This window comes from Nocardiopsis chromatogenes YIM 90109, assembly GCF_000341185.1.
Taxonomy (GTDB): Bacteria; Actinomycetota; Actinomycetes; order Streptosporangiales; family Streptosporangiaceae; genus Nocardiopsis_A; species Nocardiopsis_A chromatogenes.
This window is the reverse complement of the sequence record NZ_ANBH01000290.1, coordinates 11,928-25,506: the sequence shown is the minus strand read 5'-3', so window position 1 is coordinate 25,506 and position 13,579 is coordinate 11,928. Positions and strand designations below refer to the sequence as shown.

General features: G+C 71.6%; 11 protein-coding genes. 4 read left to right on the top strand and 7 right to left on the bottom strand.

Annotation, left to right across the window (positions count from 1 at the left end; genetic code table 11):
- Positions 1-9 precede the first annotated feature (9 nt).
- Both D476_RS0126175 and D476_RS34630 read left to right on the top strand, forming a co-directional pair.
- Positions 10-1,203, top strand: coding sequence for a DNA polymerase III subunit beta (locus D476_RS0126175; RefSeq protein ID WP_083939648.1), 1,194 nt, complete (start codon positions 10-12; stop codon positions 1,201-1,203).
- An 82-nt stretch (positions 1,204-1,285) separates the two neighbouring features.
- A complete protein-coding gene (locus D476_RS34630) occupies positions 1,286-2,167 on the top strand; it encodes an N-6 DNA methylase (RefSeq protein WP_017626865.1) in 882 nt (293 codons plus the stop codon).
- A gap of 252 nt (positions 2,168-2,419) precedes the next feature.
- Here D476_RS34630 and D476_RS37675 read toward each other — a convergent pair whose 3' ends face one another.
- Complete coding sequence (locus D476_RS37675; RefSeq protein ID WP_152529438.1) at positions 2,420-2,716, bottom strand: hypothetical protein; 297 nt, start codon at positions 2,714-2,716, stop codon at positions 2,420-2,422.
- 372 nt (positions 2,717-3,088) lie between these two features.
- Here D476_RS37675 and D476_RS0126160 point away from each other — a divergent pair, with 372 nt between their 5' ends.
- Positions 3,089-3,322 (top strand): hypothetical protein, encoded by a 234-nt coding sequence (locus D476_RS0126160; RefSeq protein ID WP_152529437.1) that lies wholly within the window; start codon positions 3,089-3,091, stop codon positions 3,320-3,322.
- 195 nt (positions 3,323-3,517) lie between these two features.
- A complete protein-coding gene (locus tag D476_RS36745) occupies positions 3,518-4,300 on the top strand; it encodes a DUF1963 domain-containing protein (RefSeq protein ID WP_083939652.1) in 783 nt (260 codons plus the stop codon).
- 665 nt (positions 4,301-4,965) lie between these two features.
- Here the strand turns inward: D476_RS36745 and D476_RS0126150 are convergent.
- From D476_RS0126150 to D476_RS0126125, 6 genes are read right to left on the bottom strand one after another with little or no spacing between them, the layout of a single operon-like run.
- Positions 4,966-6,039 (bottom strand): C40 family peptidase, encoded by a 1,074-nt coding sequence (locus tag D476_RS0126150; RefSeq protein ID WP_026123866.1) that lies wholly within the window; start codon positions 6,037-6,039, stop codon positions 4,966-4,968.
- Complete coding sequence (locus tag D476_RS0126145; RefSeq protein ID WP_017626861.1) at positions 6,032-6,913, bottom strand: replication-relaxation family protein; 882 nt, start codon at positions 6,911-6,913, stop codon at positions 6,032-6,034. The genes D476_RS0126150 and D476_RS0126145 overlap by 8 nt, the downstream gene beginning before the upstream one ends.
- A 13-nt stretch (positions 6,914-6,926) precedes the next feature.
- A complete protein-coding gene (locus D476_RS0126140; protein ID WP_017626860.1) occupies positions 6,927-9,242 on the bottom strand; it encodes a type IV secretory system conjugative DNA transfer family protein in 2,316 nt (771 codons plus the stop codon).
- The gene (locus tag D476_RS0126135; protein ID WP_017626859.1) at positions 9,242-11,023 is read right to left on the bottom strand and encodes a VirB4 family type IV secretion system protein; all 1,782 of its coding nucleotides are present in this window, start codon (positions 11,021-11,023) and stop codon (positions 9,242-9,244) included. Before D476_RS0126135 ends, D476_RS0126140 begins: the two co-directional genes overlap by 1 nt.
- On the bottom strand, positions 11,023-11,949 hold the full coding sequence (locus tag D476_RS0126130) for a PrgI family protein (protein ID WP_017626858.1): 927 nt from the start codon (positions 11,947-11,949) through the stop codon (positions 11,023-11,025). The genes D476_RS0126135 and D476_RS0126130 overlap by 1 nt, the downstream gene beginning before the upstream one ends.
- Positions 11,950-13,452 (bottom strand): hypothetical protein, encoded by a 1,503-nt coding sequence (locus tag D476_RS0126125; RefSeq protein WP_152529436.1) that lies wholly within the window; start codon positions 13,450-13,452, stop codon positions 11,950-11,952.
- Positions 13,453-13,579 lie beyond the last annotated feature (127 nt).

Genomic DNA, 13,579 nt, shown 5'->3' with positions numbered 1-13,579 from the left:
GGGGATCCGATGAACCCGACCGCTGCGCCCGCCCTCATGGGCGGGCCGGCGGCCGCCACCACCCGTGGTGAGCTGGCCGCCGCCCTGTCCACCGCCGGCCTCGGCGTCCACTCTCGTCCGAGCATCCCGCTGATGGGCGGTGTTCTGGTGGAAGCCGACGCGCACGGCGACGTGCACCTGACGGGCTGCCAGTACGAGTGCGCCGTGACGGTCGCACTGCCCGGCGTCGCGCAGGCTCCGGGCCGAATGGTCGTTGACCACTCCGAAGCCGTTCGTGTGCTGAAGGCACTGGTCAAGGGAAAGGGGCGCGTGCCCGACGCAACGCCGATCACGCTCGCGGTCGAATCGTCGACCGCGGTCATGCGGGCCGACGGCTGCACCGTGCCGCTGACCACCTACGACGTCGACGAATACCCGCCGCTGCCGGACATCCCCCGCGGGAGCCGGATCACGGTAGACCGGGAGCGGTTCGCCTCCGAGCTGTGCCGCGTGAAGTGCGCCCGCGGCACGGACACGGAAGTACCGGCCACGGTGGGATTCCACCTCGCCGGAACGCCTGACGGTGTCGAGCTGGCGGCCACCGACCGGTACCGTCTCGCCGTCGCCCGCATCCCCGCGGTCGACACGGAGGGGCCGAACATCGAAGCGCTGCTTCCCGGCTCGTTCCTGGAGCACCTCATCAAGCACCTGACCGGTCCCACCGTCACCATCGGGCTGGAAGCGAACATCGCTTCCATCACCAGCGGGGACGTCACCGCCTTGGTCGGGCTCTCGGGGCTCGACATGCCCAACTACCGCCGCCTTCTCCGTCTTCCGGGAGCACAGGGGGTCGTCGTCCCTCGAAAGGGCCTGAACGCCGCTGTGGAACGAGCCGCCGCGATCTGCGCGGCGAAAAAGGAGCGGTACCGCCACCTCACCTTGAGCATCGAACCGAGCTCATGCGCGGTGACCCCCGTCCTCGACGACGCCGTGCGCGTCACCGCCCCGCCGGTTGTCGTGCGGATGGCAGGCAAGCTCGCTACCCCCTTCGAGCTGCAGTTCCGCGCGGACTTCCTCCGGGACGCCCTGTCCTGCTTCCACGGTGAGCACGTCGCCCTCCACATCACCTCACCGGTCAAGCCCGTGCTGCTCACCGACGAAGACGGCGCCCCCGGTGAGCACCTGGCCTACCAACACCTGCTCATGCCGGTTCGCACGGACTGAGCACGCCAGAGCCCGGGGACCGCGGCAAGGGCCCCGGGCTCTACGCACTTCTGTAGGACACCTGTTCGGAAGGAGCAGGATCATGTCCGATTCACGGCACGCACCTGAGCACCGCGCGAAGGCGATCGCCGACGCGGTGGAGAGTGCATGGCACAGTGCCCACGGCCACGGCCGACTCGAAGTTCCCGCCTCGGTGGTCGCCGCGCTCTCGTTCCTCGCCCCGCCGCCTGACCGTCGCGCCGAGGTGGCCGACCGCATTACGGCGCTGGACACCGAACAGTTCACCGAACTCATCCGACAGCAGTGGGAGGACTTCGTCTGCACCCGCCCTGACCTGACCACCCCCGCGTGGCCGCTGCTGGAGGTCTGGCACGGCCAACACCAGGCCACGGACGCCGTGCGCGAAGCCGCACGGGCCGCCGGCCGTGCGGCGATCGCGGCCGGCCAGCTCGAACTCACCGGGATCCGGGAGACCCGCTGGGAGGTGGACCTGTTCGGCGTCCTGCTCACCACGATGCGGGGAACCAAAAGCGCCGCGGCACGGGGCCAGTACTACACTCCTGCGCCCGTCGCGGACGCTGCGGCGAGCCTGCTCATGGAGGACCTGGACAAGGCGCCGTGGGTCTACGAACCCACCGCGGGCACGGGCGGCATGCTGCGTGCCGCCGCTCAGACCATGCGCAACCGCGGCAGGGACCCGGCTTCGGCTGTGTGGCTGGCGACCGACATCGATCCGCTCGCCGTGGCGTGCGCGGCCGTGAACAGCGTCCTGTGGGAGCTCGGCCCCAACGTTCTGCTCACCGTTTCCGACTCCCTTGCCGAAGACCTGGACACGGCTCTGGAGCGGGCGATCGGCCAGCGCAACGAGACCTTGGCGATCGCGGAGCGCCTCCGGAAGTACGGAGAGGTGGCCGAAGCCTTCCAGGCGGCTCACGACCTGCTCAATCGGAACACTGAGCTCTGATCATCGTGATTCGCGATTCTGCAGGACCAGCACCGCCCGGGCGATCTCTCCAGCCCTGTAGGTGGCGCGCCGAGCGGATGCTGTCGGTGTCCGGAGCGGTCGACCCGTCCGGCTGGACTCGCGTGGGGGCGTCTCCCCGTGCATCCACTAATCCGAGGCCCCGGAGACGGGTTATGTCGTGGTCGGGCTGATCGCCCGGCACCTGACCGACACCCGCACCAACTGAGGCTGGGCCGACGGGAGCGCCCGGCGTCAGGCCGGAGGTCGACCGCCGTGGAGCCGGACGTACTCGGCAGAGGTCGGGGGCGGGTTCTGCCGGTAGATCCGCGCCCAGCGGCGCGCTGCCCAGAGCGCAGGGACGGCGAGGAACGCGGCCCAGGCGGTGGTCTGGGCCCGTGCCGCTGGGCACCACTCGGGCTCCGAGCGCCAATCGCGCCAGTCGTCCCAGGGATGACCGCTGAACAGCGACACCGCGGGCGAGTCGCAGGGCGGGTCCTCCTCGAACTGCGATGCCAGGTCTCGGCCCGGTGACCACAGAAGAAGGATCACCAGGGGGCACCGGCCAGGAGCATCAGCACGAGCGCCCGCGTCCGCAGCCGCAGGCGGCGCCGGAACTCGGTGCGGAGCTCTTCGGGATCGTGGGATTCGGTGGACTCGGTGGGCATGAGCCCAGACCGTACCGCGCGAAGGCCGAACCGTGGCAGGGCCATGTGTCGACCTGGCCCTTGGGGTCCGCGGCCCCGGCCAGGAGAGTCCGGTGCCGCCCCATGGCGAACGGTGGCGGTCGGCCTCCACGGAGACGCCGATGCTGGTGCGCGCATCAGCGGTCGTCGGCTACCTCGCCGTCCTGCCCCCCTGCTCATCAGCCCTCCCTACAGGAAGATGGTCCCCGGATCTGGGCACACGACCAAGTGCGGCTCGGTGGCTGGAGGCCCTTCGTACCGCTACCCCGTCTCCCTGGAGGACATCTGGTGGGCCTTCACCGTGGATGAGGACGGGGAACGGCACCTCCCGGAGCTGTGGAACGCCGACCGACAGAACGTGCATAACTCCTGCGACGCCCGCCGCTTCCGGCACTTGGCGCTGGCCCTGCTCGTCGCCGTTCCCACTGCCGCCTGCCTGGGTGCCTGTATCACGATCGGTGTCCTGGTGTAGGCGGACAGTAGTCTCCCGGCGGTGATGAGAACCGGTTGGACACGGCGCCATGACGCGGAGCCGGTGAGGCCATACCGTGGGCAAGGGGGGAACAGTGGCGGTTTGTCGCTGGTGTGTGCTCCACTACCCACCGTGCTAAAAAACGACTTCAGGGAACGTTTCACTCAGTTGTGTCTCGACCAGCTCGGCCCCGGCATGGGCTCTCGGGTCGCTGCGCTGGTCCGCGATGGTTTCACCCTGCACACCGCAGGTCCGGAGCAGGCGCCCACCGGCCGGTTCCGCCTGGGCGGACCGGCACTCCTCGGCCCGAAGGACGACTGGCCCGAATCCGAGGACGGCCCGATGACCCTGCTCGCGGTGATGGACATTGACGCCCTGGCCCCTGGGCTCGACGTGGTCCTGCCCCAGGGGGCCGGAGTGCTCAATATCTTCTTCGCGGGCAACGGCGACCGCTACGACACCTTCTCCGGTGACTTCGTCTTCGAGTCCGAGTTCGACTGGAAGGTGGTGCCCGCGGACCCGGAGACCGCTGCCGAGGTCCCGCCTCCCCCGACAGCTCTGGCGCCGCCTGCGCGCCTGGTCCGCGCCGAGCCTGTGCCCGCGCTGCCCGACCCGGGCAGGGCCTACTCCGGACCTAAGGAGGACCGGGAGGAGGACCCGCAGTTGTGGGAGGCGTTCGCGCAAGTCACCGCCCGAATACCGGAGATCGCGGGCGCGGACCCAAACGAGTGGCCGTTCCTCAACGTCCCCGAAGACTTCACCGAGGACGACGATGAGGACGGGCACCGGGCTTTCGGGTGGCCCTGGCCGATGCAGGGCGGCCCCTTCCCCGGCGAGCACCGAGTCCTGCTGCTCCAGCTTGACTCCAAGGATGGCTACCGTTGGGCCGACAACGGGATGATCACCTTCGATATCGACGCCGCAGCGTTGCGGGAGGGCGACTTCAGCCGTGTGGCCTGCTACACCGCCTCGTGCTGATCTGCGCGCGGGGTCGCGCTGGAGGGGGTCTTGTCTGCAAGGCGTACCGCCCTCAGGTGTCCTCACCGGCCATCTCGCCCGGACATCGTCCCTGAGAGGGCGGCGCGGACGGCCCCGTGTCGGAGACGGGCGCGTGATGAATCCCGCCGTCCCGGCGCCCGTACCAGGGCGGATCCTCACATGGGGCCGGGCCGCCCCGGTCGGCTAAGGCCGAAGCCCGAGTCCGACGCCCTTGGGGCGCGCCCCAGGTACACGGTCAACGCCTGTCCCCCGGGGCTAGTGCGTTGCCGAGGGGGGCGCGCCCGCCGCCTGCGGCAACCCGATCGCACAGGCGACCACCGGATGGATTGACGACGACGGCGAAGAGGGCTGCCCCAGGCCGGCTCGCCCCTGACCGGCCACCGCCGAAGGTATCCGCAGCTCGTTCAGGCTGGAAGTGAAACCTGTGATACGTGCTAGCTGCAATAGCTGACTGCCTTTCCGCAGCTGGTTCTGCGGTTCGTGATGCTGGCTCGCCAGTGGTAGGTAGAGCGGGTACAACTGTGGCCCCATGACGGAGAGCCGACGGGGAACCCGCCGGCTCTCTGGCCGTGAGGAGTGCCAAGCGACCAAGCAAAGCGATCACGCCGGCCATCTACGAGCCTAGCGAGCAGGAAGCCTTGCGGCTACGGGCCGGGGCGGACCGCTCCTATGAACCTCGGGCTGTAGAAGTCGCCCTGTACTGGCTCGGTTCGGACGGTCTTGCCGGAGGACGGCGCGTTCACCATCTGCCCCTCACCGATGTACATCGTCACGTGGGACGGGGCCGGGCCCGGGGCGCCGGCGTCGGTGGTGTCGTAGAAGAGGAGATCGCCGGGCTGGAGGGCGTCGAGGGAGACCCGTTCGCCTGCTTGGTACTGGTCGGTGGTCACCCGCGGGATGTCGACCCCGGCGGCGGCCCATGCCCCTTGGACCAGGCTTGAGCAGTCGAAGGCGTCGGGGCCGTTGGCGCCGTAGACGTAGGGCTTGCCGAGCTGCTGAAGTGCCCACTCGACCGCGGTCCGCCCGCCTTGGCCCGCCGGAGCGTCCGCGGTAGCGGCAGCGGGGATCGCGTCGAAGCGGTCGATCTCGGTGAGCACCTGGTCCACGTACCAGTCGGCGTTGTTGTAGCGGAACAGGGCCCGGGAGAGTTGATCGTGGTCGTTGAAGTTGACCTCTTCGCCGCCGCTCATGCACAGCTCGCGGGCGCTGGCCAGGGCGCTGTCGTAGGCGTTGTGCGGGTCGGCGGTGCCGTCTCCGTTGCCGTCGGCGCCGTAGGTGGACCATCCGTTGGGCAGGTGCTGGTTCGGGCCGACGGCCCGGTCGTATTCGGTGTCGCCGTCCCAGCGGCCGCCGTCGGTGTCGTAGTGCGGGGTGAGGTTGCCGCCGTTGCCGGAGCCGTCGAGGCGGGGGCCGATCATCGGCGGGGAGACGTCGCCTTCGGGGGAGATGTCGTGCCCGGCGAGCAGGTCGGATTCGATCTTGCCGATGCCGGCGAGGACTTGCCAGCGCATCCCGGTGCATCTGGGGAACTCCTGCTCCAGAGCGGCCGGGGCGCGCACGTAGGCGTCCAGAAGCGTGTCCGGCACCCCTTCGACGCTCTGCGGGGCGGAGGCGGAAGAGGCACCGCCGTTGAGCGCTGCGGTGAGCGTGGAGATCGCGATGCCGACCAGCAGCACGGGGGCGAGCAGGAGCGCCAGCAAGCAGCCGGGGCTACCCATCGGGTTCCTCCCCGGCTTCGTCCCAGCCGGGCAGGAATAGCTGGTGCGGGACTGGCGCTCCCAGTTCGGCGAGTGTGCGTTGCCACGTCTGCCCGAAGGGCGTCCAGACGCGGTCGGCGGGGTGTGCGCCGTGCACCCCGGTCGCCGCGGGGACCGGGGGGTCGCCGACGTAGCGGTGAAGATTCTCGGCTCGCTTGGCCGAGGGAAGCCAGAACAGCACGGTGCCTTGGTGGCCGGTCAGCCGGGACAGCTCGTGGTAGGCGTCGAGCTTGGCCGCCAGGCGGCGCAGCGGTTCGGTGCCGCGGTCGTACTCGAGGAAGAAGAGCGTGGTGTGCTCGCCTTCGCTCCAGTGGCCGGCGGCATCTGGTCGGACGACGTCGCCGAACTGCTGCTCGCACTCGCGGGCGGTCCGCCACGCCAAGCGCGCGCGGCGGACACGGGCGCGGCCGGTCAGGTCGATGAAGAAGTCGTTGGTGCCGATGGTGTGGTCGAGCGAGCTTCGGTAGGCCACGGCCAGGACGCGGTCGCGCCGGTACCCCCACTCGCGGGTCGTGGTGCCGTGCTCGGCGGCGAGGATTTCCGCGCCCGGGGCGTCGAGGAGGTAGTGCCACGGGGCGCTCCCCACCGGGGTCCAGGGGCGGAAGCGCTCCAGGGCGCGCAGCCGGTACAGCGTGAGCAGCCGGGTCTTGGCCGAGGAGTAGGACGCGAACTCCAGGCGGGCGATCTGGTCGGTGGTCAGCACCCGGTGGCGGTGGACCAGGCGCATGATGCGCAGGTCGCGCGGGGTCAGGCGGTTGATGAGCCGGTGGATCGCCTCGGGGGTGGTGCGGGGGCGGACGACGTCGCGGTGGTCGGGGCGAGGGGGAAGGCGCACGGCGGTACCTCCTTCACGGGGTGGGGCTGTGGCGACGCGCGGCCTTGCGCACCTGCGTGGCCCGTCCCTTGACCGGGGGCGGGAGCGGTCGGGTGCGCAGGGTGAAGCTCGGGGTCAGAGCCCCGTGGGAGACCAGGCGGGCGGCGGCCTGGAAGGCGTCCAGGTGCGACAGGTCGTGCTCGGAGAGGTTGGGGCGCACATGGCGCGCAAGCACGCGGGCGTCCTCGGGGCTGACGTCGAAGAAGAGCTTGGAGCGGGCGTTGGCCGAGACCGCCTCTTGAAGGTCGCGCGGGAGCTGGGAGAGGTCCTGGTGGGCCAGGACGAGCCCGGCGCGGTAGGCGCGCGCTTCGGCGAGCATCTCGTCGATGCCATAGGGCAGGGTCAGGAAGTTCTGGCACTCGTCCAGGTAGATGCCGATGTCGCGGCGCTCGGGCTCGCTCTGGCGGGCCCGGGCCAGGACGGCGTTCCAGGTCTGGGCGAGCAGCAGCGACCCGAGCAGGCTGGAGGTGTCGGCGCCGAGGACGCCTTTGGGGAGCCGGGCGATGACGATGGCGCCGTCGTCCAGGAGACGGCGCAGGTCCAGGCTGTTCTTGCCGCTAGCCAGCAGGTCGCGGGCGAATCCGCGCAGCAGCACGCTGCGCAGCTTGTTGGCCAGAGGGGCGGTGGCGTGCGCGCGGGCCTGTTCGGACAGGTCTTCGTACCAGGACCAGAACCCCTTGAGGACGGGGTCGGCGATGCGGACGGTGGCGCGGCGCCGGAAGCTCGCGTTCTCCAGCAGCCGCGGGATGTTGGCCAGCCCGGCGTGCGGGGTCCCGGCCAGGGTCAGGCAGGCTGAACGCAGGATGTCCTCGGTGCGCGGCCCCCAGGAGTCGGCGAAGATCCTCCGGAAGATCCCAGTGACCATGTCGGCGGAGCGCTCGCGTTCCCCGCGCAGCCCGGAGAGCACGGACAGCGGTGGGGGAGGGGCGTTGTCGTCGGGGTCGATCAGCACCACGCGCTCTGTGGCCTCTTCAGGGAGCCGGGAGAGCAGAAGGTCGGACTCGCCCTTGGGCTCGATGAACACGCACCCGCGGCCCTTGCCGATGTCGTCGAGGATCATGTTCAGCAGGGCGGTGGTCTTGCCGGTCCCGGTGCCGCCGATGACGTGCATGTGGTGGCGCGCGTCCGCCACGCGAAGGCCGATCGGCCGGGAGCGCGCCCCTTCAGCCCGTCCGATCAGACGGCTGTCGGCGGCGTCCCCGGCAATGCCCGGCGGAGGGGAAGCAGGCCGGGCAGGGGCGCGCTCCAGGCCGGGCACCATGTCGTCGACCGGGAGGTGGGCCACGGCGGCTAGCTCGCGGGCCGAGAGCAGGTCGCCGCGGTGGAACCAGCGCGCGGCGGCCATGCGCCCGGCGACGACGGGCAGCCGCACCCGCACGTAGTGGTTGTAGTGGGTGAACACGGCGAAGGCCCCGGCGACCGCGTGCGCTCGGCCGCGCCGCCGCTCGGCCTCCTCGGGGGCGGTGCCGGGGCTGGTGACCAAGTAGCGCACCAGCGTCTCCAGGCGCGGGGCGGTCGCCTTGGTGAGGATGGCGCGGACCTCTCCCGAGACCTCGGGACGCAGCGCCATCAGCGAGGCGCGGGAGGACCTGCCCGGGGTGACGGCATCGAGCAGCCCGGAGGTGCCGTGGGCCTGGCGGAGCCGGGAGGCGGCGGTGTTGGCCTGGCGCAGGCGGCCTCCGGTGACCGGGCGCACCGCGACCTGCACGAGCACCTGTTCGCCAGGGGCCGGTGAGCCGGCCGCGCCGATCACCGCGCGTAGCGGGTCGTCCTCGTGCCGCGTGGCCAGAGGGAAGTGGTCCGGGCGGGAGAGGCGCACCAGGCCGCCGTGACAGGCGCGCTCGGGATCGGGGACGGGGACCGGGCGGGCGGTGGCCGACGCACCGGGCCAGGCTGCCTCGACGGCGCGCTCGACGAGCCCGGGTGGGATCGGCCCGGGCACCCACAGCCGGATGCGTAAGCCGTCGGAGTCGGTGAGGTACTCCCAGACCACGTGCGGCTGGCCGAACAGCAGGCGCTTCCACGCGGGCCGCAGCAGCCCGAGCATCCGGGTCCACAGCGCCTCGGCCCCCGACAGGTCCGAGGTCGGGGGCGGCAGGATCTCCACGAGCCGGGCGTTGCGCTGCCAGGCCGCGTTCCGCACGACGGCCACCACGATGCGCCCCACGTGAACCGCGACCAGGACGGCGGGGACGAGCACCAGCAGCCACCAGCCGATGGCGGCGAGGACGCCGAGCAGGATCTCGGCGAGCAGCGTCGGCAGGCGGCCCAAGTCGACGAAGATGTCCATCACAGCAGGTCGTCCTCCTCCGCAGCCAGATCCACGGCAAGGCCCCCGTCGCCGTGCGCGGCGTCCAGCAGCTCGGTGGGGTCGGTGGTTACCAACCGGTGCTCGGCCTCGCTCGCCACCACCTGGAAGGCGACCCGGCGGTCCCCGCTGCACAGCAGCGCCTGGCCGGGGGAGGCGGTGAGCAGGTGCTGCTGCTCGCCCTCGGACAGGCCGAAGGCGGAGGCCACCTGGTCGATGGCCTGCGGCGCCTGGCGCATGAGGATCTGGGTGGCGGCGTTGGCCACCACGGCCCGCCCCAGCTCGCTGCCGAGCACATCTCCGGCGTCCTGCGTGGCCACCGTCAGCCCGACCCACCTCTTGCGTGCGGCCTTGGCCAAGCGGAACAGGAAGCGGGCGCCTTCGTCGGCCTGCAAGAGCTGCCAGCCCTCATCGACCAGCACCATGCGCGGATGGTCGGCGCGGGCCTCGGCGACGGTGCGCCAGATCGAGTCCAGCGCCAGCAGCGTTCCGACCGCCTTGAGTTCGTCGGGCAGCTCGCGCAGCGACCAGGACACCAGGTGCCCGGCCGGGCGGCTGGTGGTCGGCGCGGCGAACAGCTCCCGGTGCGAGCCCGTCACGAACGGCTCGAGTTCATCGGCGACCTGCCGGCCGTCCCCGCCCTCGGAGCGCAGCACCTCGGAGAGGTCGCCGAGCAGCGGGGCGGGCCGGTTCCAGGTGCGCCGGTCGGTGGTGATCCCGGCCTTGGCGTAGGCGGCCACCAGCGCCCGGTCCAATGCGGCGCGGCGTCGCGGCTCCAAGGGCCGGCCCAGCATCACCGCGAGCAGCGTGTGCAAGAACAGCGCCCGGCGGGTCAGCGCGTCGCGCTTGGCCGCCTCGTCCAGCGCCAGATCGAGGGGGTTGAGGTGCACCCCGGGGGCGCCGAGCCGGATGACGGTCCCGCCCACGGCCTCGGCCAGTCGGGAGTACTCGTCCTCCGGGTCCACTACGGCCGCGCTCACCCCGGCATACAGGTTGCGCAGCAGGTCCAGCTTGCAGAAGTAACTCTTCCCGGCCCCCGAGCGGGCCAGGACCACGGAGTTGTAGGAGTCCAGGGCCCACCGGTCCCACACGACCACCCCGGAGGAGGCGGCGTTCAGCCCGTAAAGGACCGCGGTCGGCGAGGCCTCCACGGCCAGGTCGGGGCTGGCAAAGGGGAAGGAGGCCGACAAGGCGGCGGTGTCCATACTCCGGCGCTGATCAAGCAGGTCCACCCCCAGAGGCAGCGCGGAAACCCATCCCTGGAGCTGGCGGAACGTCGCGGGCCGCGCGTCGAGCAGGAGCGAGGCCAGCAGCGACTGGATGTGTCCCACCTCGTCGTCGAGCTGCTGCTCGGCGGCGGCGTGGACGGTGATGTAGACCCCGACGCGGAACAGCTTGCCCTCCCCGCGCGCCAGAGCGGCCGCCATCTGTCGGGCGTCCTCGGCCGCGGCCTCGGTCTCGAAGTCCTCCAGGCGCCCCTGCTCGGCATCGGCCCGCGACGAGGACTCGAACCTGGCCATCTGGCGCTTGAGCCGGGCGGAGGCGACCGCGGGCGGCACCGGCTCCACATGCAGCGAGACCTCCAGCCGGCCCGGGTAGGTCAGCAGCGGCTCCAACCAGGCATAGCCCACCTCGGGCGGGTACCCGGTGACCACGAACGACGCCGCCACCCCGTCCCCGAGACGGATCCGGCGCGGCTCGATGTCGACATCGGCATCCGGGACCCCGAGGCCCTCCCCGCGGGCCTTGCGCCTCCTGCGCATCAGTCCTCCCTCCAGCCGGGCCCGGTGATGACGGCCTCCGGGGATGCCTGGCCCTCCGGAGGGGCGGCGTTCGGGTCGGTCGGGTTCGCCGCCGCGGCCAGCACAGCGGCGGCCCGGGCGCCGTCGAGGAACACAGCCGAGCTGCCGGCGGCCGCCAAGGCGCGGACCGCGTCCTCGGCCCGCCGCCGAACCGTCGCCGCGCCGTGCCGCCCCTTCCCGGCCGGCTCACGAAGGACGAGCAGGACCTGCCGGTAGAGCAAGTCCCGCCCCTCGGCCAGGGAGTCGATGAAGTCGGCGTGGTCGCGCGCGGCGCGCTGGAGCGCCGGATGCGGGAGCGAGGGCACCGCCGCATCGAGCGCCGCGACAAGCGGGTCCAGCCGCACCGCCTCAGCCCTGACGAGGAACTGCACCGGGCAGGCCAGCGAGTTCAAGAAGGCCCCGAACCCGGCCACCAGGGCGGCCTGCTCCTGCTCGGTGCGCAGGTGAAAATTGACCGTCGAGCACGAAAGGAGAACGGCGCAGCCGTGCTCGGCCAGATCGATCACCCCGTCCTCACCGACGGCCGAAACCGGCAGGTCCAACGGAACAGGCAGAGGCGGACCCTGGGCGGTGACCCAGCTCGGCATGCCCTGTTCGGCGCCGCGGCTGGTGGAGCGCCTGCGCGCAGAGCGCCGGAATCGCCAGGCCACCAGCGCGAGCCGGTCCAGGCTCAACCCGTCCCGCTTGACCAGCGCCGCGGCCGTCGAGGCGCCCAACACAGGGACGGCGACGCCGACCAGCACGGGAAGCGGAGCCGTGTCCAGCAACGGCGCGAGCAGCGCCCACGTCGCCAGTGCAGGGACCCCGATGATCACAAGCTGGCGGGCGGTGAGCCCGGCCAGGATACGGTCCTCGCGTTCGATGTCGGCGGGCATGCGCACACGCATCTACTCCTCCTCCCTCCTCGGCCTGCGGGAGCGCCCCCGGCGCGGCCTGGACCGGACGGGACGCTTGCGGGGGTCGCGGCTGTAGCGCTTGGGCGGCTCGCGTGGCGGGGGAGGCGCCTGCGAAGACGTCTGCGACGACGAGCTGGACGGCCCTGCAGGCGGTGGCCGACGGGGCGGACGCCGCATCTCGGCAGTGGTCTCGAACAGCGGCTCCTGCTTGGAGCGCCGTGGGCGGGCCATGCCCGGTATCGGGCCTTGGCGCCACCGCGCTCGCGGCATCCCGGGGACCGGATCCTGACGCCACCTTCTGCGCGCGGTCTGCTGGCCGTCATCGGGGAGAGGGGACTGGTACCAGCGGCTGCGTTTGCCGCTTCGGCGCTGCTGGTCTGCGCCGATGTCGCTGTCGATCCTGGGCAGCGGCGACTGCGCGGGTTTCGGCTTGCGCAGGTCGAGGGGGAGCTCGGGCTGGTGCCAGCGCGGCTTGCCGGTGGCCGGTTTCTGCTGGGAGGCGGCCGCGGCCGCGGTGGAGTGCCGAGCCGCCTGCGGAGCCGCGGTCTTCGCCGTCTTCGCGGCCCTGCCCGCGGCGACCGCCTTTCCGATGCTGCGCAAGACCAGCATGCTCACCGCGAACCTCGCCACCCGCACCACCGGGCTGGCCTGGTAGTTGAACACCCGCTTGAACGCCCAGAACGGGATGCGCACCAACACGTACAGGCACGAGATCAACAAGAAGACGTCGACCACGGACCCCGCGGCCTCCCTGAAGTCGACCGCGCCGAGCATCTGCTCCCGGGACAGGAACACCGCCACCGCGATGCGCAGAACCAACGCCTGGGCGACGGGGATGACCAGCACCGCCGCCACGGCCCGCCACCACAGCCGCGCCATGGCCTCGGTCTGCGGAAGCGCATGGAAGGCCAGCGCGATCGGCGCCACCGCGCACAGCAGCATCCACAGCATGACGCGGATCAGCGCTGCCAGCAGGAAGAACAACTGGAGCGCCCCGGCGACCAGGAAGAGCAGGACCACCACGAGCAGCTCGGAGGCCGGGTCGGTCACCAGCCGGGCGAAGGCGTTGGCCACTCCTTCCGGGCTCGCCGCATCCCCGAGGAGGGCGGCCACCACGGCGTTGGTGAACTCGGCCATCATCCGGCACAGGAACCACGAGGCGTTCGCGCCGACGAAGCCCAGCACCAGCCGCGGCAGCACCTCCTTGAGGGAGGCGGAGGCCTGGACGGTCGGATTGGTCATGACCAGGACCCCGGCGATGGTCACCACCAGCACGTAGGCGGTGTTGGTGACCGCCAGCGAGACCTGCCAGCCCTCCTCGATCCCGCCGGCCGGGATGGGGGTGGAGAGCATGCCGACAGCCGTGTCCACCAACTTCATCCCGATGAGGCTGGTGACCAGCGAGAGGACCCAGCCGTAGAAGGCCTCCTCGGCCATGCACCCGTAGTCGAAGGGGCCACAGGGCTCTTCGGCAGGGGCGTCGGGGTCTTCCACGGGCGGTGAGGGTTCGGGCCCCGGTTCGGGAGAGGGCTCCGGGCTGGGCTCGGGCTCCTGCTGCTCAGGCGGAGGCTCGGGCGGGGCACCGGGAGAGGGCTCGGGCACCTCAGCGGCCACAACCACG